Origin of the sequence: Pseudomonas sp. AM8, from assembly GCF_036346475.1 — a bacterium.
GTDB classification, from domain to species: Bacteria; Pseudomonadota; Gammaproteobacteria; order Pseudomonadales; family Pseudomonadaceae; genus Aquipseudomonas; species Aquipseudomonas marginalis.
This window is the reverse complement of the sequence record NZ_JAOTNX010000003.1, coordinates 348837-369765: the sequence shown is the minus strand read 5'-3', so window position 1 is coordinate 369765 and position 20929 is coordinate 348837. Positions and strand designations below refer to the sequence as shown.

At 61.7% G+C, this 20929-nt stretch carries 20 protein-coding genes; 11 read left to right on the top strand and 9 right to left on the bottom strand.

Annotation, left to right across the window (positions count from 1 at the left end):
• Nucleotides 1-89: 89 nt before the first annotated feature.
• Together V3W40_RS11155 and V3W40_RS11150 are read left to right on the top strand one after the other, a co-directional pair.
• Nucleotides 90-1067 carry an alpha/beta hydrolase gene (locus tag V3W40_RS11155; RefSeq protein WP_330215017.1) on the top strand — a complete coding sequence of 326 codons (978 nt, stop codon included), beginning with the start codon at nucleotides 90-92 and terminating at the stop codon, nucleotides 1065-1067.
• Between the two features lie 99 nt (nucleotides 1068-1166).
• Complete coding sequence (locus tag V3W40_RS11150) at nucleotides 1167-1976, top strand: hypothetical protein (RefSeq protein ID WP_330215016.1); 810 nt, start codon at nucleotides 1167-1169, stop codon at nucleotides 1974-1976.
• A 234-nt stretch (nucleotides 1977-2210) separates the two neighbouring features.
• Here V3W40_RS11150 and prmB read toward each other — a convergent pair whose 3' ends face one another.
• Nucleotides 2211-3119 carry a 50S ribosomal protein L3 N(5)-glutamine methyltransferase gene (gene prmB, locus V3W40_RS11145; RefSeq protein WP_065926617.1) on the bottom strand — a complete coding sequence of 303 codons (909 nt, stop codon included), beginning with the start codon at nucleotides 3117-3119 and terminating at the stop codon, nucleotides 2211-2213.
• Nucleotides 3120-3359: 240 nt separating this feature from the next.
• On the opposite strand from prmB, the gene V3W40_RS11140 reads away from it, so the two are divergent.
• From V3W40_RS11140 to V3W40_RS11130, 3 genes are all read left to right on the top strand, one after another.
• Nucleotides 3360-3950 (top strand): cysteine hydrolase family protein, encoded by a 591-nt coding sequence (locus V3W40_RS11140; RefSeq protein ID WP_065926616.1) that lies wholly within the window; start codon nucleotides 3360-3362, stop codon nucleotides 3948-3950.
• 141 nt (nucleotides 3951-4091) lie between these two features.
• The gene (locus V3W40_RS11135) at nucleotides 4092-4412 is read left to right on the top strand and encodes a hypothetical protein (RefSeq protein ID WP_330215015.1); all 321 of its coding nucleotides are present in this window, start codon (nucleotides 4092-4094) and stop codon (nucleotides 4410-4412) included.
• A gap of 75 nt (nucleotides 4413-4487) precedes the next feature.
• Entirely contained in the window at nucleotides 4488-5045 is a 558-nt protein-coding gene (locus tag V3W40_RS11130; RefSeq protein WP_016976371.1) for a Smr/MutS family protein, read from the top strand.
• A gap of 52 nt (nucleotides 5046-5097) precedes the next feature.
• Here the strand turns inward: V3W40_RS11130 and V3W40_RS11125 are convergent, their stop codons facing one another.
• Together V3W40_RS11125 and V3W40_RS11120 are read right to left on the bottom strand one after the other, a co-directional pair.
• Entirely contained in the window at nucleotides 5098-5286 is a 189-nt protein-coding gene (locus V3W40_RS11125) for a hypothetical protein (RefSeq protein WP_065926615.1), read from the bottom strand.
• A gap of 156 nt (nucleotides 5287-5442) precedes the next feature.
• Nucleotides 5443-5907, bottom strand: coding sequence for a zeta toxin family protein (locus V3W40_RS11120; protein ID WP_235865604.1), 465 nt, complete (start codon nucleotides 5905-5907; stop codon nucleotides 5443-5445).
• Between the two features lie 176 nt (nucleotides 5908-6083).
• Between V3W40_RS11120 and folE the strand changes: the two genes are divergently transcribed.
• Together folE and V3W40_RS11110 are read left to right on the top strand one after the other, a co-directional pair.
• Complete coding sequence (folE, locus tag V3W40_RS11115; protein ID WP_019826593.1) at nucleotides 6084-6629, top strand: GTP cyclohydrolase I FolE; 546 nt, start codon at nucleotides 6084-6086, stop codon at nucleotides 6627-6629.
• Nucleotides 6630-6730: 101 nt separating this feature from the next.
• Nucleotides 6731-7102 carry a glutathione S-transferase N-terminal domain-containing protein gene (locus V3W40_RS11110; RefSeq protein WP_065926614.1) on the top strand — a complete coding sequence of 124 codons (372 nt, stop codon included), beginning with the start codon at nucleotides 6731-6733 and terminating at the stop codon, nucleotides 7100-7102.
• A 47-nt stretch (nucleotides 7103-7149) separates the two neighbouring features.
• Here the strand turns inward: V3W40_RS11110 and V3W40_RS11105 are convergent, their stop codons facing one another.
• From V3W40_RS11105 to V3W40_RS11095, 3 genes are read right to left on the bottom strand one after another with little or no spacing between them, the layout of a single operon-like run.
• On the bottom strand, nucleotides 7150-7476 hold the full coding sequence (locus V3W40_RS11105) for an AtuA-related protein (RefSeq protein WP_065926613.1): 327 nt from the start codon (nucleotides 7474-7476) through the stop codon (nucleotides 7150-7152).
• Entirely contained in the window at nucleotides 7473-8798 is a 1326-nt protein-coding gene (locus tag V3W40_RS11100) for an acyclic terpene utilization AtuA family protein (RefSeq protein ID WP_315872339.1), read from the bottom strand. The genes V3W40_RS11105 and V3W40_RS11100 overlap by 4 nt, the downstream gene beginning before the upstream one ends.
• 1 nt (nucleotide 8799) lies before the next feature.
• Nucleotides 8800-10092 carry a CitMHS family transporter gene (locus tag V3W40_RS11095; RefSeq protein ID WP_065948608.1) on the bottom strand — a complete coding sequence of 431 codons (1293 nt, stop codon included), beginning with the start codon at nucleotides 10090-10092 and terminating at the stop codon, nucleotides 8800-8802.
• A gap of 130 nt (nucleotides 10093-10222) precedes the next feature.
• On the opposite strand from V3W40_RS11095, the gene V3W40_RS11090 reads away from it, so the two are divergent.
• Entirely contained in the window at nucleotides 10223-11119 is an 897-nt protein-coding gene (locus V3W40_RS11090; protein WP_330215014.1) for a LysR family transcriptional regulator, read from the top strand.
• 60 nt (nucleotides 11120-11179) lie between these two features.
• Here V3W40_RS11090 and V3W40_RS11085 read toward each other — a convergent pair whose 3' ends face one another.
• Nucleotides 11180-11782, bottom strand: a complete 603-nt coding sequence (locus V3W40_RS11085; protein WP_065926609.1) for a glutathione S-transferase family protein — start codon at nucleotides 11780-11782, stop codon at nucleotides 11180-11182.
• Between the two features lie 10 nt (nucleotides 11783-11792).
• Nucleotides 11793-12959, bottom strand: a complete 1167-nt coding sequence (locus V3W40_RS11080) for an aminotransferase-like domain-containing protein (protein ID WP_065948610.1) — start codon at nucleotides 12957-12959, stop codon at nucleotides 11793-11795.
• Nucleotides 12960-13040: 81 nt separating this feature from the next.
• Here V3W40_RS11080 and V3W40_RS11075 point away from each other — a divergent pair, with 81 nt between their 5' ends.
• The 3 genes from V3W40_RS11075 (at nucleotide 13041) to V3W40_RS11065 (ending at nucleotide 15703) form a co-directional block, all read left to right on the top strand.
• Nucleotides 13041-13475: a MarR family winged helix-turn-helix transcriptional regulator gene (locus tag V3W40_RS11075; RefSeq protein ID WP_065926607.1), complete on the top strand. Its 435-nt coding sequence runs from the start codon at nucleotides 13041-13043 to the stop codon at nucleotides 13473-13475.
• Between the two features lie 191 nt (nucleotides 13476-13666).
• Nucleotides 13667-15013, top strand: a complete 1347-nt coding sequence (locus V3W40_RS11070) for an NCS2 family permease (RefSeq protein WP_330215013.1) — start codon at nucleotides 13667-13669, stop codon at nucleotides 15011-15013.
• Nucleotides 15014-15076: 63 nt separating this feature from the next.
• Nucleotides 15077-15703 (top strand): LysE family translocator, encoded by a 627-nt coding sequence (locus V3W40_RS11065; protein WP_159936537.1) that lies wholly within the window; start codon nucleotides 15077-15079, stop codon nucleotides 15701-15703.
• Between the two features lie 31 nt (nucleotides 15704-15734).
• Here V3W40_RS11065 and V3W40_RS11060 read toward each other — a convergent pair whose 3' ends face one another.
• Nucleotides 15735-20804, bottom strand: coding sequence for a dermonecrotic toxin domain-containing protein (locus tag V3W40_RS11060; protein ID WP_330215012.1), 5070 nt, complete (start codon nucleotides 20802-20804; stop codon nucleotides 15735-15737).
• Between the last annotated feature and the right edge of the window lie 125 nt (nucleotides 20805-20929).

Here is a 20929-nt window from a genome sequence, read left to right as displayed (position 1 = left end):
GCCAGTATACGCAGGCTAACCGACTAGTTCATCCTCGAAACCTTACCGGTAGACCTTGGTCCAACCGGCACCTTCCTCATGATGGCGCGATGATGCTGCGAGTTCTTCTGTTTACCCTGACCCTGTTTACCCTGACCCTGTTTACCGCCGTGGCCGACGCCGCCTCCCCTGTCGTACTGCAACGCCCGATCAGCCTGGACACCGGCAGCGGCGAACTGTTTGGCTCGCTGCTGCTGCCGCAGTCCGATAAACCGGTGCCGGTGGTGTTGATCATCGCCGGCTCCGGCCCCACCGACCGCAACGGCAACAGCGCCGACGGCGCTCGCAATGACAGCCTCAAGCGCCTGGCCTGGGTGCTGGCCCGGCACAACATCGCCAGCGTGCGCTACGACAAGCGCGGTGTGGCCGCCAGCCTCGCCGCCACGCCCGACGAACGCAACCTGACCCTGGAGGCCTACGTGGCCGACGCGGTGGCCTGGGGCAAATTGCTCAAGGCCGACACACGCATGGGCCCGCTGATTGTGCTGGGCCACAGCGAAGGCGCGCTGGTGGCGGCACTGGCCGCACCGCAACTCGACCCGGCCGGGGTGATTTCCCTGTCCGGCAGCGCCCGTCCGGTCGACCAGGTGATCCGCCAGCAACTGGCCGATCACCTGCCCCCTGCCCTGCTGCTGCGCAGCAATGAAATCCTCGATCACCTCAAGGCCGGTCAGGTGGACGCCGATGTGCCTGGCCCGTTGCAGGGCATTTTCCGACCCAGCGTGCAGCCGTATCTGATCAGCCTGTTTCGCGCCGACCCTTCAGCGGCGTTTGCAAAACTGCGCATGCCGGCATTGATCATCCAGGGCAGCAACGATATTCAGGTCGGTGTGGGCGACGCCGAGCAACTCAAAAGGGCCAAGCCCGATGCCGAACTGGCGGTGATCGAAGGCATGAACCACGTGATGCGCATCGTGCCCAACGACGTAAAGCAACAATTGGCCTCCTACAATGACCCGCAATTGCCGCTCGCCGCTGAGCTGGGCACCCGCTTGGCAGGCTTTATCGACGGACTTCAACCCCGTTAAGCGACAATTTGCCTCCAGTCCTGCAAAAAGCGGCCGATAAGCCCAGAGTCGACAGCAAAAAGACTGTCGACTGGCAGGGCTTGGACAGGATCGCACCGCATGACAACCACTGAAGCAACACCGGAACCGACCGCCGACACCCCGGCTGAAAAAACCGAGGCCATCGACACGGCGGCGCCCCTGCCGTGGGCGGATGTTCAGGCCGAGCATTTCAAGATGCTGCGCCTGGCCCCGCTGGCCACCGACCGCGCCACCGGCCTGCGGCCGCTGCGGTTCGTACAGTTCGGCTATGCCGAGCGCCATGACAAACACCACAGCCTGTTGCGCATGGTGATCCAATTGCCGGGGCAGCGGGTGCGCCGCGAGCAGAACCATCTGGATATCTGGGTGGATCACGATAAACACCGCGTGCACTTCGGCCCGGGCAACAGCCTGGAAATCGAACCGGCCAACCGCGGCATCGGTCGCTTCCTGGTGGCCCAGGGCGCCGCGTGGACGAAGAAAAAATGGTCAAGCTACCGCGTCGACGGCGTGGACCTGGCCAACAAGGACGCACTCAACGAAGCCACACGCCTGCGCCGCGATCACTTCCTGCGCGTCCAGGGTTTCGATGTGGCCTACGCCGATGTGCAGCACCTCAAAGGCAACGTGCAGCCGGGCAAGGTCAGCGATGTACTGGACAGTTGGAACACCGAGAAGGTGCAGTTCGTGGAGATCCTTGAAGCCGCGCAGATGCTGCAACAGGCCGAGCACAACCTGTTGGAGCAGGAAGTGAAACTGCGCAAGGAAGAAGAAAAGGTCACCAAGTTCAAGCGTGAGGACAGCGGGTTGCGCTTTACCATCACCTGCCTGGTGGCGTTCACCGTGTTTCAGGCGGGGCTGTTGATCTGGATTGCCACGCACCGCTAGCCGGCTGGAAAGCCATCGAAATGCGGGAAGGGCTTGCCCCTAATGCCAGTCAGTTAAGGCTTTTTGTAGGAGCGAGCTTGCTCGCGAAAAACTCACAGGCGCCGCGCTCATTCAGGAAGCACGCGTTATCGTTGACGTTTTTCGCGAGCAAGCTCGCTCCTACAGGAGGCGATGTACGCTTAACTGACTGGCATTAGGGCTTGCCCCCTCCCACATTTTCTACCCTAAGGTTGGTTAAACCCGAGCGGCGAAGATTGCCTGGTGTTCCCGGCACTGTTCGGCCGTGAGCATGAACACCCCATGCCCACCCCGCTGGAAATCCAGCCAGGCGAAGTCCACTTCCGGGTACAGCGCGTCAACATGCACTTGGCTGTTGCCCACCTCGACAATCAGCAAACCCTTCTCGGTCAGGTGGTCCGCCGCCTCGGCCAGCATGCGTCGCACCAGGTTCAGGCCATCGTCGCCGCAGGCCAGGCCCAGCTCCGGCTCGTGCTGGTATTCGTCCGGCATGTCGGCAAAGTCTTCGGCATCCACATACGGCGGGTTCGACACGATCAGGTCAAAGCGCTGGCCCGGCAGGCCGTCGAAACCGTCGCCCTGCACGGTGTACACGCGCTCGTCGACACCATGGCGCTCGATATTCTGGTTGGCCACCTCCAGGGCTTCGAAGGACAGGTCGCCGAGTACCACTTCGGCGTCCTGGAACTCGTAGGCGCAGGCAATGCCGATGCAACCGGAGCCGGTGCACAGGTCGAGGATGCGCGCCGGCGGTTGGGCCAACCAAGGCTCGAAGCGGTTTTCGATCAACTCGCCGATGGGTGAACGCGGGATCAGCACGCGCTCGTCAACGATAAACGACATGCCACAGAACCACGCCTCTTTCAACAGGTAGGCCGTGGGCACCCGCTCATGAATACGGCGATGCAACAAACGCTGTACGTGAGAGATTTCCTCTTCTTCCAAGTTGCAATCGAGGTAGCTGTCGGCAATTTCCCATGGCAGGTGCAAGGCGCCGAGCACCAACTGCCGGGCTTCGTCCCAGGCATTGTCGGTGCCATGGCCAAAAAACAGGTCTTCCCCATGGAAACGGCTGACGGCCCAACGGATGTGGTCGCGCAAGGTGCGCAGGCGAGATGTGATCACGGGGGGCAGACTCCTGGAAAAAACGACTGGCGATTCTAACAGCCTTCGCCTGTACCGACGATGTACGAAAAGCTGTTGCCATACGTCGGATTTCATCCAAATCGCCATCATTCGGTTAAACATCGCCGCCACTTGACATGGCTGCACGCCAGCAACGGCGTACCTTACGATAGTAGCGATTCACAGAACCGCTCAGCCAGTGGACAATGACGCAAAAGCCCCCCTCACAGGAGCCCCAGAATGTCCGTTCCAAAGACGATGTTTCAACTCAGCGGTCGTGGTTACGCAGCTGCCAACCTTGGCCATGCGACCCTCGTGATCATCGACGCTCAAAAGGAATACCTCAGTGGCCCGCTCGCCCTCTCCGGCATGGACGCGGCGGTCGGCAATATCAAGCAACTGGTCGCCGCCGCGCGCAACGCCGGGCGCCCGATCGTGCACGTGCGCCACCTGGGTACCGTGGGCGGCCTGTTTGACCCCCAGGGCGAGCGCGGTGAGTTCATCCCCGGCCTCGAACCTCAAGGTGACGAAACCATCATCGGCAAGCTGCTGCCCAGCGCCTTCCACGGCACCGGCCTGGAAAAACACCTGCAGGACCTCGGTTCCCTGGACCTGATCGTCTGCGGCTTCATGAGCCACTCCAGCGTCAGCACCACCGTGCGTGCCGCGAAGAACCTGGGCTTTCGCTGCACCCTGGTGGAAGACGCCTGCGCCACCCGCGACCTGCCTTACAAAGGTGGCATCCTGAGCGCCGAGCATGTGCAGCAGACCGAGATGGCCATCATGGCTGACAATTTTGCCACTCTCGCACTGACTAAAGACCTGATCTGATCGCCCTTCGGGTGAGCGGTGCGGCCTGTTGAAGGTCCCGCTCATCCGCAAAGCCCTCTCATTTGGCGCATTTACCTCGGGTACAGGAACAACCTGTGTATCTTCCGGTCGAAGGGCCGATACCCTGGAGGAAAGGTCGGAATGAAGATATCCGATGGTTTTGACGCTCGTCGCTTGCGCCCCAAGGGCCCGAGCAACTGGCGTCTGCGCCTGGTGGCCGGCATTGCCGCGCTGCTGGCGGTAGTAGGTTTGCTGTTGACCGGCGCTGGTGGCGCCGGTTTGCTTGGCCACTCGCCGGCCCTTGGCGAACTGAATGCCAGCCCTGGCGGCTCGGCGATTCTGTTGGGGATCGGGCTGCTGGTGCTGTGGCTGGGCGTGTGGCTGTGGCGCCGCAGCCGTCGGAAGATGCGCCAGCCGTTGTCACTGAACATCGCCTCGCACCTGATGAAAAAGCACGACTGATGGCGCTTGGATAGCGTTTCCTGCGCCCCGGCCGCCGCGATTTAGGTAAACTGCCCGCCCTTCGCGGAGGCTGACATGCAAGACGACGATTTTTCCCTGTTCAAAAACGAGCTGCGCGGCGTCAAGCCGATCAAGCACGACCGCGCCGACACCGGCAAACCCAAGGCCGACCGCGCACAGATCGCCAAGCTGCGCCAGGCTGCTACCGTGCGCACCGATGCCACCACCGTGGATGGCCTGTCAGACCAGTTCGTGATCGACGTCGGCCCCGAAGACGAGCTGATGTGGGCCCGCGACGGCGTACAGGAAAGCCAGATGCGCAAGCTCAAGGCCGGTCAGATCCCGTTCGAAGGCAGCCTCGACCTGCACGGCATGAACGTGGAAAAAGCCCGGGAAACCCTGTGGGCCTTCCTCGCCGAAGCCACCAAGTTCGAAATTCGCTGCGTGCGCGTCACCCATGGCAAGGCGGTGCGCTTGGACGGCAAGCGGCCGATGATCAAGAGCCACGTCAACACCTGGCTGCGCCAGCATGCCCAGGTGCTCGGCTTTACCTCGTGCCAGGCCCGTCATGGGGGCGCGGGTGCGGTGTATGTGATGCTCAAGCGCACGATGATGGAAGGGCGCGACGAATAAGTAATAAAAAGCCCAGCAATTGAGCTGGGCTATTGTGGTATTGCCAGTAACGTCAGTTGTCGAAAAGCTCTTTCGCTTTTTTCTCTTTCGCCAGCGAGATCACTGCCTTTTGCATGGTGATCGCAGTATCGGCTGCGCTTCTGTAAACAGCACGTTTTTCTTCTACCGAACCACTTCGAAAAAAGTCTGACATGGTGGTGGATGAATATTTTTCTACAACTTCCGTAATTTCGCCTTTCATAAGGCTACTCCGGTCAAAATTTGCTCAAGTTGATCAGGATGGTAGGGCTGTATAACGAGTTCGTCAATTTCCTCAGCCGATAGGTCGATGCCGATGTATGACTCCCCGCCATCAGTGTCCTTGATGAGCACATCGACTTGAAGACGCCCCAGAAACTCACGCCAGCTCAGGCTTCTGGTAGACGTAGATAACCTGTGCAGACCGGTTTTCCTTATCAAGGGCGCGCTGGATATTTTTCCGAGCCACGGCAAAGTTGGCCAGCGTTCCGTCCAACAGGAAAGACTGGCGCTGCTGATAAACGAGGTCGACAGTCCTCTCCACCATGGCAGTTACGCCACGTTGAAAAAGACTGGAGTTTGCGCCTGTGTAGTCAGGAAAGTATTCCCTGAAGTCATCGGGGTCGATTCGCAATGCACTGGATCCCCCCTCCTCCATCAAGCGAATAAATGATTTGGACACTTCTGTCTTGCCGGCGCCAGGCGAGCCCGCCATAAACACTGAAACCGGATAATTTTCACCTGGGTACTTAGTCAGGCAGGCAAGTTCACGGGCAATGCGGGTCCGATTTGCTTTGGCAAAGATCAGGGCGCGCTCAGAAATACTTCGCTCCAGCGGGGTCATCACGTCCTCCTCAACGGAGGCCGACTCTAACATCGGTATCGTCCGGGAATACAACTGTCGGCGCACCTACGCTACTATGTGCGCCACATCACCCGCCGCTGTTGCGCGCCGGGCAGCGCTTCACATTGGTACAGGCATACACCGTACCGTTCTGAAACCCATACGGAAACAGTCCTGTGACATTGGAACAAAACTACACCGCGATCCTCGGCCAACTCGGCGAGGACGTCTCCCGCGAGGGCCTGCTCGACACGCCCAAGCGTGCCGCCAAGGCGATGCAGTACCTTTGCCGCGGCTATGAACAGACACTCGAAGAAGTCACCAACGGTGCCTTGTTCAGCTCCGACAACAGCGAAATGGTGCTGGTCAAGGACATCGAGCTGTACTCGCTGTGCGAACACCACCTGCTGCCGTTTATCGGCAAGGCGCATGTGGCGTATATCCCAAGCGGCAAAGTGCTGGGCCTGTCGAAGGTCGCGCGGATTGTCGACATGTATGCGCGCCGCCTGCAGATCCAGGAAAACCTCAGCCGCCAGATCGCCGACGCGGTGATGCAAGTGACCGGCGCCTTGGGCGTGGCCGTGGTGATCGAAGCCAAGCACATGTGCATGATGATGCGCGGTGTGGAGAAACAGAATTCGTCGATGATCACGTCGGTGATGCTGGGTGAGTTCCGCGAAAACGCGGCCACCCGCAGTGAATTCCTCAGCCTGATCAAGTAACAGGCTGCGTAGGAAAAGACCGGCGTTCATCGCCGGTTTTTTTTCGCCTGCAGAATTAAGGTAAGCTGCGGCCCCTTCTTCATGGGCAAGAGGTTTCAGCCATGTTCGTCAAAGCACTTCGAGTGGGCCTCGGCCACGTCATCATCGCCGGCGACTTACTTACCCGTCCGCGCAAAAAGCAGCGCCCTGCCGAACAACAGGCACAGGTGAACGCAGCGGCCAAGGACCTGACCCTGTATCAATTCCACGCCTGCCCGTTCTGCGTGAAGACCCGCCGCACCCTGCACCGCCTGAATGTGCCGGTGGCGCTGAAGGATGCGAAGAACAACGAGCAGGACCGCCAGACCCTGCTGGAGCAAGGCGGCAAGATCAAAGTGCCGTGCCTGCGTATCGAAGAGAATGGCCAGACCACCTGGATGTATGACTCCAAGGTGATCATCGATTACCTGGACAAGCGTTTCGCTGCGGTCTGACAGACCTGCTGAGATCCAATGTGGGAGGGAGTTTGCCCCCCCCACATTCAGTTCGGTGTTGGCAAATCCAGGTCCAGCTCCAGCAACGCCGAGCCGAGGCACTTGCCATGGGCATCCAGTGCCAGCGAGCGGGTTACGCCGCCGCGCAATATCCCCGGCAGTACGAAGTTCAGCGCCTGCACATTCGGCAGTTCATAGCGCCGCACCGGGGCAGCGTAAGGCTCCAGCAGGCCGGCAAAAAAGTCGGCCACGCGCTCGGCGGTAAGCTGTTCACACAACAGCAGATAATCCTCGGCTCGGTAAGCAATGATCGAAATGTTCGAGGTGTCGCCCTTATCGCCGGTACGGGAATGGGCCAGCGTGTGCAGTTTCATGCTTCGATCCTCGGGTTGACCGCGTCACGGGGCAGTAGCAATGACGCCACCGCCACCACCTGCCGTACGCTCTTGCTGGCACCGCCGCCGCCGGACGGGCCGTTGGTGTAGAGGGTTTCCACTTCATTGCCGACCCGCACCGCTTCACTGCGGTCTTCACAGCGGGCCGCCACGCGCAGGCGCACTTCCCAGGGCTCTACGCTGCTGCGCGGACCGTGCAGCGAGTCCATGCCGATCAGTTCGGCGCGTACGTCCTGCATCTTCACACCCATCAGTTGCAAACGCTTGAGTACGACATCCCGCGCCAACTGCGCCCGTGCTACCGCGCCGGGGCCGCCGTAGGACATCTGCCCTTCGCCAATCCAGCCATCCAGGTAACCGACGCTCACCTTCAACTGCTCGGGCCGTGCGCGGCCAGCAGCACCGTGGGCACGCACCCGATCAACGCCCTCCTCGTCAAACCCCACCTGGGAAAAATCGGCGGTCACGTCCGGGGTGAGATACGCCGCAGGATCATGCACTTCGTAGATCAATTGCTCGGTGCAGGTGGCGCGACTGACCCGCCCACCGGAGCCTGCAACCTTGGTGATCACGGCCTCACCCTCAGCATCGATTTCAGCCAACGGGAAACCCAGGCGTGCGAGGTCATCCACATCCTTGAAACCGGGATCGGCAAAATAGCCGCCGCTGACCTGCCCGGCACACTCCAGCAGATGCCCGACCAACGTGCCGCGCCCCAGGCGCTGCCAGTCGTCCATCGCCCAGCCGAATTCAAACACCTGCGGGGCGAGGAACAGCGACGGGTCGGCCACCCGCCCGGTGATCACCACATCGGCGTCGGCGCGCAAGGCATCAAGAATGCCGTCGACGCCCAGGTAGACATTCGCGGAAATCAGTCGCGCGCCCAGTGAACCCAGGGTTCGGCCGTTATCCAGTACCTGCTCGGGGCGCAAGACGTCCAGCACGTCATCGCCGACCACCGCCACCACCTTGAGGCCCAGGCCCAGCTCATGGGCAATCCGCCGCACTTCGAGCGCCGCCGACACCGGGTTGGCCGCGCCCATATTGGTGATCACCCGCAGGCGACGGCGCCCCTCATGCTGGCCGACAAAGGGCAACACCCGGCGCATGCGCTCGCTGAGCAGCGGGTCATACCCCCCCTGCGGGTCACTGATTCGCGCCTGTTGCGCCAAAGCGATGGTGCGTTCGGCCAGGCACTCGAACACCAGGTAATCCAGGTCGCCCAGCTCGGCCAGTTCCACGGCAGGTTCGATGCGGTCGCCGGAGTAGCCGGCGCCGGAACCGATGCGCAAGGTTTTCATTTCAAATCACTCCCAAGAGCAACGCCGTCAGGGTCATCAACACCGACGCGGCAAACAGAAAAGGGATGGTGAAGCGCTGGTGATCGGCCAATTCGATCTTGCACAGGCCCACCAACAGGAAGGTCGCCGGGGTCAGCGGGCTGACCGGGAAACCGGTGGTGTGCACGCCCAGTAACGACGCCTGGGCCACTTGCAGCGGGTCGACGCCCAGGGCCTTGCCGACTTCGGCGATCACCGGCATCACGCCGAAATAATAGGAATCGGGGTCGAACAGCATGCTCAGCGGCATGGACAAAAAGCCCACCACCGCCGGAATCAACTTGCCGTGGCCCGCCGGAATCTGCGCCACCGCCACTTCAGCGATGGCCTTGAGCATGCCGGTGCCTTGCATGATGCCGGTGAACACCCCGGCGGCGAGCAGGATACTGGCCATGGTCAGGGCGGTTTTCGCATGGGCATCGATGCGTGCGCGTTGGGCGTCCACGTTCGGGTAGTTGATGCACAGCGCTACCACGGTGCCGAGCATGAACATCACCACCGGGTCGACCCAGCCGGCGATCATCACCACCATGACCAGCACGGTCAGGATCAGGTTGACCCAGAACAGGCGGGGGCGGCGCAGCTTGATGTCGTCGTCGCTGAGCACCCGCTGCGGCACGGCATCCACGCTGGAGCCGGCACCCAGGCCCAGGCGTTTTTCTTCACGTCGGCCCAACCACCAGGCACAGGCAAAGACGAAGATCAGGCCGACGATCTGCACCGGGATCAGTGGCTGGAACAGGTCCGCCACCGGCACGTGCAAGGCCGCCGAAGAGCGCAGCACCGGGCCGGTCCACGGCAGGAAGTTGACCCCGGCCGCCATCGCGCAGACACAGGCGAGGATGCGTTTGTCGATGCCCAGCCGCGTATACAACGGCAGCATCGCCGGCACCGTCACCAGAAAGGTCACGGCACCGGAACCGTCCAGGTGCACCAACAGGGCGAGGGTCGCAGTCCCAACGACAATCCGTGTAGGACGTGTCCCTACCGTGCGCAGGATGCGATCAATGATGGGGTCGAGCATCCCAGCATCGGTCATGATCCCGAAAAACAGGATCGCGAACACAAACATGCCCACCACGGGGGCCACGTTCTTGATGCCGGTAATGATGAAGGCACTGGTTTGCAGGCCGAACCCACCGAGCAGCGCGGCGATGATCGGCAAGGCGATCAGGGCCACCAGTGGCGAAAGGCGTTTGCTCATGACGGCAGCGAGCAGGCACAGGATGGTAATGACACCCAGGGTTGCGAGCATGGGTTACTCCATAGCGGCCTTGGTGGCCGGTTATTGTTTTCCCTGGAGTATTGGAAGCGCGTTACTCTTTGTAAATTAGAATGTTCAGCCAGTCATGTTCGTAAAAACAAAACGCTCGAGAACAACAACAATGAAAAATTCGATCCAGCACATTCAGGCGTTCCTTGCGGTGGCCCGCACCGGCAGCTTTATCAAGGCCGCCCATGAGCTGCATCTTTCGCCTTCGGCACTCACCGTGCAGGTGCAACAACTGGAAGACTGGCTCGGCGTCGCCCTGCTCGACCGCAGCCCCCGGCATGTGAGCATCACCGCTGCCGGCCAGGACGCGCGCGGGCCGATGGAAAAACTGCTGCTGGACCTGGACAACATCGTCACCGGCTCCCGCGACCTCGCGGCCTTGCGCCGTGGTGTGGTCACCCTCGCGGCCCTGCCGTCGGTCTGCGCCGGCGCCCTGCCCCCGGCCTTGCGCCTGTTTCGCGAGCGTTTTGCCGGGATCGAAGTGCGCCTGCAGGACCTGGTGGCCCATCGCATTCATGCCCAGGTCCGCGCAGGCGAAGTGGATTTCGGTATTGGCGTACGGTCGCGGCTAAGCCATGGCCTGGAGTTCGTGCCGGTGCTGAATGATCGATTGTGTGCGTTCGTCCCCCTGGATCACCCCCTCGCCCACCATCGCCAATTGACCCTGGAGCAACTGGCGGACCAGCCGATCATCCTCACCGGCCGCGACAGCAGCGTACGCGAGCAAGTGGATGCGCTGTTCGATGAGACGCGGCTGACGATGAACGCCGGGATGGAGGCCAACTACATGTCGACGGTGCTGGCGCTGGTGCGTCAGGGCCTGGGGATCAGCGTACTGCCGGAGTCGGCGGCGGACAGTCTGGAGGGGTTGAAGCGCATCCACATCGATCATCCCGGGGTGAACCGCGAGATCGGCTTGATCAGTCGTAGCGGGATGGGATTGAGCCCGGCGGCACAGCGCTGTTTCGACCTGCTGAACGATGAATTATCTGGCACGGCATCGAGCTGAATGTGGGAGGGGGCAAGTCGAATCGTCGCACCGCCCTCCCACATTTTTTCACCGCGGTGATCAGTCGAGCATGCCCACATGCCTGGGATGGCTGGCCACGCGCTTCAACCAGGCCTGCACGGCCGGGTAAGGCGTCAGGTCAAACCCACCTTCATGGGCCACATGGGTGTAGGCATACAGCGCAATATCGGCAATCGAATACTGCTCGCCCACCAGGTATGGCGTGGTTTGCAGCTGACGCTCCATGACCTTCAGGGCCTTGTAACCGCGCTTGTGGGTGGTCTTGTATTCCTCCAGGCGATCTTCCGGCATGTTCAGGTAGAACTGGATAAACCGCGCCACCGCAATGTAAGGCTCGTGGCTGTACTGCTCGAAGAACTGCCATTGCAGCACTTGTGTGCGCAGGCGCGGTTCGGTGGGCAGGAATTCGCTGCCATCGGCAAGGAAGTTGAGGATCGCGTTGGACTCCCACAGGCAGGTGCCGTCTTCCAGTTCCAGCACCGGGATCTTGCCGTTGGGGTTCTTGGCCAGGAATTCAGGGGTCTCGGTATCGCCGTTGAGGATGTCGATATCCACCCATTGATACGGGATGCCCAGCAGGTTGAGCATCAATTTGACCTTGTAGCAGTTGCCCGACTTGTAATCGCCATAAACCTTGTACATGGGGCTCCCCTTATGCCGCTTGCGCGTGCTGTGCTTGACGGACCACCGCGGCCAGGCGTTTCAGCCCTTCGTCCAGGCGGGCCGGGTCGATATGGCTGAAATTGAGTCGCAGTGAGCCTAAATGCTGGTCCGGCTCGGAAAAGAACGGTTCACCGGGCATGAACGCGACGTCCTGATCGAGCGCAGGTGCCAACAAGGTGCGGGTATCGAGCGGCTGTTTCAAGGTCAGCCAGAAGAATAATCCGCCCTGGGGCACTTGCCAGTCGGCCAGATCGGCGAAGTGACGCGCCAGCGCAGCCTGGAATGCGTCGCGGCGCTCACGGTAGAAACCGCGCAGTTCCACCAGGTGCTGCTGGTATTTCTGCGTGCCGATCCACTGCATGGCCTGCCACTGGCCGACGCGATTGGTGTGCAGGTCCGCCGATTGCTTGAGCTTGAGCAGGTGCGGGAACAGGTCCGGGCTGGCGATCAGGTAACCCACGCGCAGGCCGGGCAGCAGGGTCTTGGAGACCGTGCCGGTGTAGATCCAGCTGGCTTTTTTCAAGCGGCCGACGATGGGCTGCGCACTGCCGCCGTCGAAGGTCAGCTCGCGATAGGGTTCGTCTTCGATCAGGGTCACGCCGAACTCATCGAGCAAGGCGGCGACGGCCTCGCGCTTGGCTTCGCTGTAACGCACGGCCGAAGGGTTCTGGAACGTCGGGATCAGGTAGACGAATGCTGGGCGATGGCGCTCGAGGTTGGCGCGCAGGCTGGTCAGGTCGGGACCATCGGCTTCCAGTTGCACGGTAAGGCAGTCGGCGCCGAACAGCTGGAAGATCTGTAGGGCGGCCAGGTAGGTCGGCCCCTCCAGCAGGATCCTGGTGCCTTTGTCGATATACAGCTTGGCCGCCAGGTCCAGGGTTTGCTGGGAACCGCTGACCACCAGCACCTGGCTGGCCTGGCACGGCACACCCAACGCACGTGCCTCGGCGGCGAGCAGTTCACGCAACTGCGGCTCGCCTTCGCTCATGCCGTATTGGCCGATGTTCAGCGGCATATCATCCCAGTCCAGCGCCGGCAGCATGGCTTCGGCCGGCAGGCCACCGGCAAACGACATCACTTCCGGGCGCTGGGCGGCCGCGAGGATTTCACGGATCAAGGAGCTTTTGAGGCGAGTAACACGTTCAGAGAAGGCCATAAGGTCACCGCTAGCGAAGCCTGTTGGAAATACGTCAAACTGGTTGACCGAAATTACGACAGCTTGAGTGGATACGTCAATATGCTTGACCTTAAAAACCAAAGCAGCCAGCAACAAGCCATGGAAGCGTTCTTCTTCGGTTACCAGGCGTTCACTGCCAAGGCCGATGAAATGCTTGAGCGCCGTGGGCTGAGCCGGGTGCATCAGCGCATCGTGTTTTTTATCGCACGCTACCCGGCGTTGAGCGTCAAGGAACTGCTGGAATTGCTCGGTGTGAGCAAGCAGGCGCTGAACATGCCCTTGCGCCAATTGCAGGAGATGCACCTGGTGGACAGCGTTGCGTCCGAGACCGACAAGCGCAAACGCCTGTTGGAATTGACCGAAGAAGGCCAGCGTTTCGAGCAATCGCTGCGCCGTGAACAGGTGAAGTTGTTGCAGCGCGCCTTCGCCGAAGCGGGCGAAGAAGCGGTAAACGGTTGGCTCGCAGTCAACCAGGCACTTGCAGGCCAGCCTTGATCCTCGGTGGCGCCCTGGCTTTGCCTTTCATCCTTTTCACGCAGAAAATAGAAAACATTATTTGCTTTCTTTGTATACAAAAGCATAATTCGCTTCGTGCGAGTTCCTGACCTATTGGTCAACAAAACCCGCCAGTACCTCACAGCGCCCCGCGCTGGACATAACAATAAAATGCTTGAGGAGTACTCGCTGTGGATAGCCGCAAATCCGAAGCCTCGCCGCTGGACCTTGCCCCCTCACAGAACGGCTGGCTCGAACGCCTGTTCAAACTGCGCCTGCATGGCACCACAGTGAAGACCGAGTTGATCGCCGGCCTCACCACCTTCATCACGATGGCCTACATCATCTTCGTCAACCCCAACATCATGGCCGACGCCGGCATCGATCACGGTGCGGCCTTTGTCGCCACCTGTATCGCCGCCGCCCTGGGTTGCCTGCTGATGGGCCTGTACGCCAACTGGCCGGTGGGCCTGGCACCGGGCATGGGCTTGAACGCGTTTTTCACCTATACCGTGGTCGGCACCATGGGCTACAACTGGGAGACCGCCTTGGGTGCGGTGTTTATCTCCGGTGTGCTGTTCATGATCCTCACGCTGTCGCGCATCCGCGAATGGCTGCTCAACAGCATCCCGGTCAGCCTGCGCCACGCGATGGGCGCGGGCGTCGGTTTGTTCCTGGGCGTGATCGGCCTGAAGACCGCCGGTATCATCGTCGACAGCCCGGCCACCTTGATCAAGCTAGGCTCACTGCATGAGCCTGCCCCGCTGCTGGCGGCCATCTGCTTTCTGCTGATCGCGATCCTCAGCTACCACCGCGTCTTCGGCGCGATCCTGCTCAGCATCATCGCCGTAACCCTGGCCGGCTGGGGCCTGGGCCTGGTGCAGTACCAGGGCATTGTCGCCAGCCCGCCAAGCCTGGCCCCGACCTGGATGGCGATGGACGTGATGGGCGTGTTCAACATCAGCATGATCAGCGTGGTGTTTGCGTTCCTGTTCGTGCATATGTTCGACACCGCCGGCACCCTGATGGGAGTGGCCCAGCGCGCCGGGCTGGTGAACGCCGACGGCAAGATCGAAAACCTGTCCCGCGCCCTGAAAGCCGATAGTGCTTCCAGCGTGTTCGGTGCGATGGTCGGCGTGCCGCCGGTGACCAGTTATGTGGAAAGCGCTGCAGGCGTGGCCGCCGGTGGGCGCACTGGGCTGACCGCCGTCACCGTGGGCGTGCTGTTTGTGGCTGCGATGTTCTTTGCGCCGCTGGCCGGCATGATCCCGGCGTACGCTACGGCGGGCGCGTTGATCTATGTCGCGATGCTGATGATGAGCGGCATGGCGCATATCGAGTGGGACGAAGCCACCGACAGCATTCCGGCGATTGTCACCATGATCATGATGCCGCTGACCTTCTCGGTCGCCGACGGCATCGCCCTGGGCTTTATCACCTATGTGGCGCTCAAGGCCGGCACGGGCAAGCACAAAGAAATTTCCGTGAGCCTGTGGGCGTTGTGCGCGATTTTCATCGCCAAGTTTGTCTTCCTGTAACCGCGGAAGTGGCGAACACCGCCTCGCCTTCGGGCGGGGCTTTTGCATGAATGGAGGAATGGAATGAGTGTGGAAACCTGGCTGCTGTTCAGCGGCGCTGCCTTGATCGTGATCCTGATCCCAGGCCCGTTGTCATTGCTGATGATCAGCAACAGCCTCAACTACGGCCTGCGCCGTTCATACCCGGCGTTTCTCGGCGGGGTGTTTGCCTCGATCTGCCTGTTGAGCGCCTCGGCCCTGGGCCTGGGCGCACTGTTGCTGGCCTCGGAACAGTTGTTCAGCGCCTTGAAGATCGTCGGCGCACTGTACCTGTTCTACCTCGCCTGGCAGAGCTGGCAGCAGTCGCGCCTGCCGGCCCGTGGTGCGGAGGTTCCGCAGGCAGCGCCCGTGCCGCGCTTTCGCGCGTTGTTTGGCCGGGCCTTTGTGCTGGGCGCCAGCAACCCCAAGGACATCCTGTTTTTTGCCGCGTTCCTGCCGCAGTTCCTCAGCAGCCAGCAGCCGTTCCTGCCGCAGTTGCTGATAATGATCGCCACCTGGACCGTGCTCGACCTGTTGTGCAAGCTGGCCTACGGCCTGGGTGCCCACGGTGCCGCGCGCTACCTGCGCAGCGGCAAAGGCCAGAGCTGGTTCAACCGCATCAGCGCCGGGCTGTTCAGTGGTGCGGGCGCGGCCTCGCTATTGAGCCGCTGAGCCTGCCAGCCCCGGCGCGGGTGCGTCGGGGTCAGTCCAACCCGGCCACGCGGCTGAAAAACACCGTGAACGTCGACCCGCGCGTGTCCTGCTGAATGCCCCCCACCAGCCGGACCAGGCGACGTTCTTTGATGGCCTTCTTGACGGTTTCGTATTGCACACTGCGTTGGCTGCCCCGGCTGGCGAGCTTGCGGTCGAACCACACGTCAGATAACTGCAAGATCCTATTGGACGACAACGGAATGCTGCTCGAATCCGTCCAACGCGTAAGGATGAAATATACGTTGTTGGATTTAGGGTGCGTGACGATAAAGTTGTTCAAGTCGCCGCGATTGCCCTTGGGCACCGTTTCCAGGTGAAACCCCTGACGCTCCAACACCTGCCTGACTGCATTCTGAGCAACGATGATCTTGCTTGAGGCCGGCGCTGTGCGCTTGTCCAGCAGACGCGGCTCCAGCCTAAAAGGCACCAGGAAGTCCACCCGCTCAAACCCAGGCCCTAAGCCATCTACGCTGATATTCACACTGAACTTGCCCTCTAACTCGATCGGCCGGAGCATTTTCAGCAAGTCATCGGTGTACCCCGCCGCTCGCGGCACGGCGGGCAGCCAATCGTCGAGCGTGGTGCGCAGGTTCAACAACCGCGTCGCTGTCATCGAGCGGCTGCTGTCGGCCACTTCCACCAGACGCTGCACGGCGAAACGCCGACTCCCCTGGGTCAGGCCTGGAAAAACAGCCCCGACCGACTCCGCCAAGGGGCGATTGAACAGGGGTTGATGAGGCGTCCAGCGGCCGTCTGCGCCATAGACGAAGGGAATGGGCTGTTCACCCAGACTGACGCCCAACCAGCGGTCAAGGTCATCCATTGCGTTATGGGCCAGGGCCCTGGGGCTTTTTACAAAGACCACATCATGGGGCGCGTGCAGGCCACCGGGCACTATCTCGAAGTAGTTCTCCCCCAGCTTCACGGCATCGAAAGGCGCCTCGCCATACACCCGGTACAAGCGTTTGGACGCCGACAACACCTGCGGCGAGACTCCGGGCACCTCGTGCCCCCAGGCCTGCCAATAGCTCTCGGTCAACACCGGCTGGCTGCGTACGCGCTCCGCCGTCGGGCGTGAGCGAACAGCCCAGAACGTGCCGGGTGCAGGCCGCTCCCAGGGCCGGAACAACGCCGTACTGGGCCCCGGCTGCGGTTCGGGAGCATCGGCGCCCAGCAGCCACTGTCGAGGTTCGTCGATCTGCAGCAGCCATTCATTTTCTCCTGGGCGTTGTCGGTTTTTCAGACGCAAAGCAGACTCACCCGGCCGACGATAAACGGGATAGTGGTCCCTGCCGTCCACCACAAATTGTTCGCCATCCTTGAGGTAGCTGCCTTTGTTGCGCCCGCCTAGCGCGATGCCATCGCCTGCTGCGCTCGGACTGCGGTAGCCTTCCAAGCCCTTGAACCGTTTGGCGGGCAATGAGGTACGCATGAAAAAACTGCCGCCGGCCGCCAAGTGCTGCTGACGATGCAGCCTTTGCAAGACCCGGCTCATATTGGGCGCCTGCGGCTTGGCGCCGGCTCGGGAACCCCGCACGGGGAGCAACGTCATGGCCACTTCGAGCACGAACATATGCACGCTGGTCACCAACTCGAAAATTCCTTCAGGTGAATGCTGCTGATGAAGCCGCCGCGCAGCCAATAACACTTCATACAGCTTGATCCCCAACCCCAGCACCGGCACGAATGACAACAGCCCTCGCCACCGTGTATCGGCCTGCTCGCCGAGACGCCACGCGCGGTACACCTTCAATTCGTCATCGGAGTTGCACTGGCTATAAGCCTGGCGTTGCGCCGTCAATACGCGGGAGTGGGCGAGTAGCTCAAGCAGGTGATTGCCCTCGGTGGGAGTGATGCCTAACCAATTGTCTGGGGAATGAGTGCGCTGCTCGTCAATTTCCGCCTCAATCGCACTCAAGTCTTTGGCCGGAAACACTCGACTGCGGTTAAACCAGCGCGCCAGATGAAACACGTCGGAACCCAGGGCATAACGGAGCAGCCCTTCCATCCAACCGACCTCAACACGCAGGTCGTTCGGGTACCCCGCGAGGCCATCAGCCTCCCACCCCGGGGCAACCCCTTGGGCCAGCGCAGCCTTTGCGCCCGGCGTCGAGGCCAGCCCGATCAACGCCGTGCGGGCCTCTGCCAGGCCGCTGTATTCGGTAATGCTCGGTTGTTCAGGGCTGTCAGGCCAATAGAGCACGCAGCGATCATCCACCTCGTCAATGATCACCACCACGCCGGCGATATGCCGTGGCGCCGGCAGTGTCAGCGCCTCCAGCCTGACCGTGCACAACTGCACGCTGTGGCCGTCACGCTCAAGATCGGCACGGCTCTGCGCCGCCAATGCCAGCGCGAACAAACGCTGGCCGGGCGCGCTCAGGCCACTGTTGGCGGCGCTGAACAGATGCCACTGCGCCGCCTGCTTGAACGCACGCAGCAATGCTGGTCGCAGGGTCTGTGGATCGTCGCTGTGGGGGTCGCCATAAAACGCCTGGCGAATCTGTTGGGCATAGCGCTGTGCGAGGTCCAGCCTCGATAGCGTGGCCAGCAAGTAGTCGGGGCTGAGGCGATCCTTCCAGGCTGGCTGCAGATAATGGGCCTTCTGCAGCCGCCAACGTGCCCAGGGCGCTTTCGCATCAAGGTTATGCAACGCCAATTGCAACAGGCTGTAGGTCTGCCGCTCCTGGCTGACCACGATTTTCGCGCCGGACTCCCCCACCGCCCGCTCTGGATGCCCCACCCAATGGGCGCTGACATCATCGGGCATGTCCAACAGCGGCTGGTCAATATCCAACCCAGGGTAAAAACCGTCATCTTGCAGCCGCTTGATCAACGCGTCGCGGGCAAACACCGTCAGTGCCGGCAAACGCTCGAATACGCCTGACTCCAGCGCCTGCCAACTGCGCAGGGATGACGCCTGTAGGCGCCGATAACGCTTGCGCGGCCAAGCCTGCGCGGTCTCCAGCCAAGCTGGAAGCCGCTTGCGCTCGGCAGCGGCAAGCCGCAGTAGTTGCACGTTGGCGAGGGCCTGTTCAAACGCCTCGCAAGGTGGCACCTGCAGACTGTTGACCGCCTCATCCGCCAGCGCCAGCCTGGCGAACGACGGATCACTGACTTCGCTGAGCACGGGCTCGCCGGCTGCCAACAGATGGTCGAGCTGATTGAAGCCCTTGATCTGCTCTTTGATCGCCAGCAGCAAGCCGTCGCCGTCGATCTGCGGATACTCGACGCTCACCGGCTCGTCGACCTTCAACGCTCGGACCTTGGCCAGGACGGCACTGCGCTGGGTACGATGCAGACAATCCCACAGCGGCGAACGGTCGATCGCCTTGAAGCTCGCGCTGAGTGCTTCGGACAACCTTGCCAGCGATGCAAACGCCTGAAGCCCTCCCTGCCGTCCAGGCACATACAACATCACCGGTTGCTGGACGGCCTCAGCCGTGCAGATAACCAGCGCGCCCAGCAGGCGCTGGTGTTCAATCACAACCCCCGTTACCCGCGTGGCGCCGGGCTTGACCATGCCCTGTGCGACCTGTTGCTGCTGGCCCTCGCTGATCAATTTAAGGTGGCACTGCAACCGTGCCTCACTCTCGAGCGCGCCGCGCCGGGCCCGCAATAACAGGACGCCCCTGGGCGGTTGCCCCGCGACTTTTCGATTCCAGAAATCCAGGTCGCCAAGGCTTGCTTCATGCGCCTCCAGCATCGCCAATGCCTGGGATTGATGGGTTTGCCATTGCTGATGCAGCACCTGCATCTGCGCCCAGGCTGGGGTCTCCTGGCTGGCATCGGCAGGGTCCAGCAGCGCCAACAAGCCTTGCTCATAACGCGCCACCGTCTGTTCACAGGCACCCTTGGGCAGCTCGCGGGCCAGGCTGGCAAAGTGGATGTGATCACGACATCGGTGTGCGTCCCAGCCCAGCAAAGTCTCCAGCGCTCGATGCAAGGACGGACGCAGCGGGATCAACTGCCGCCGCTGCCGCTCAACCGTGCGTAAGCGCTCGACGAGGCTGCCGTGGGTACCGCGGATGGCGTCCCGGGGAAACAACAAGGCCAGGTTGACCTGCGCCACGGTGTCCCATTCGTTTTGCCATTGGGTGGCGAGTAAAGCGTCGGCGGCCTGTTGCAGTGCATCGTCTTCAATGGGGTCTGCCGGCTGCAGGCTGAACCCGGGAAATTCAGCAACGAACAGGTCCGGCACCGCGTGTCGTTGACGCAGCGGCAAACGCTGCCACCAGCCGTCCAGGTAGCGACTGACCAATGCCGGCAACGCCTCCTGCAATTGGACCAAGGAGCCGAATTCGTGAAATCCCTGGGCCAACCCCGGTAGAAAAATCACTTGGCGCTGATGACGCTGGCCCGCACGGTACAGGTGCAACCCGCCGCTCAAGGCCACGGGCGTCGCGCCTTTCAGTGGCCAGTACAGCGACGATACGTTCAAGCTCGCCCAGTCGCCGCCCGCCCGTTGGCGCGCTTCGGCCGTCGGCGCGTCGAGCAGGCTTTGCACCATGTCCAGGCCATGATCCGACAACTCGAACACGCCATGGGCGAGTACGGCCTGGCTCGCAAGAAAGGCCTGATACAACTCATGCCAGCGGGCTCGCCTTGATCGCCATGAGTCTGCGGCCAGGCCGTCCCAGTAGCGGGCCATTACGGTGTCGAAGCGACCGGGCCAGTCCGGCCCTAAGGCTTGGCTCAGCGCCTGCCCGGCCCGATCATCCGGGACGGGGGCCGGGGGCGTCTGCTGCCGCGCCGCCAGTAGCCCAAGGCTGGCCTCAACCAAGTCCCGCGTGTGGGGCATGCCCTCAAGCGCCAGGGGCACCTTGAGCAACTGGGTGTCGGGGTCGACACCGAATGCGTCGCGCAAGGCCTGGCGAATGATCGAGCCAATCCGTGGCGCACGGTCGAGCAACTGCCCAAGGCCCTTGGCCGTGACCTCGCAGCGCAGGCCCGCATTGTGCAGTTCATTGATGACCCGGCTCGGTTGCGCCGTTGCGTTGATACGCCGGGTCAACCCGGCTCTGATGGGGTCCAACTGATTGTCCGTTACCGTGCTCATATCGCCTCCCTGTATATGGAAGGAAAAGGCTAGGCAACGGACGGACCACTGCGGCGCTACATAGTTGAGCGCAAAACCGGCAGGCAAAAAAAAGCCCGCAGTGTGCGCGGGCGAAACCAACGAAG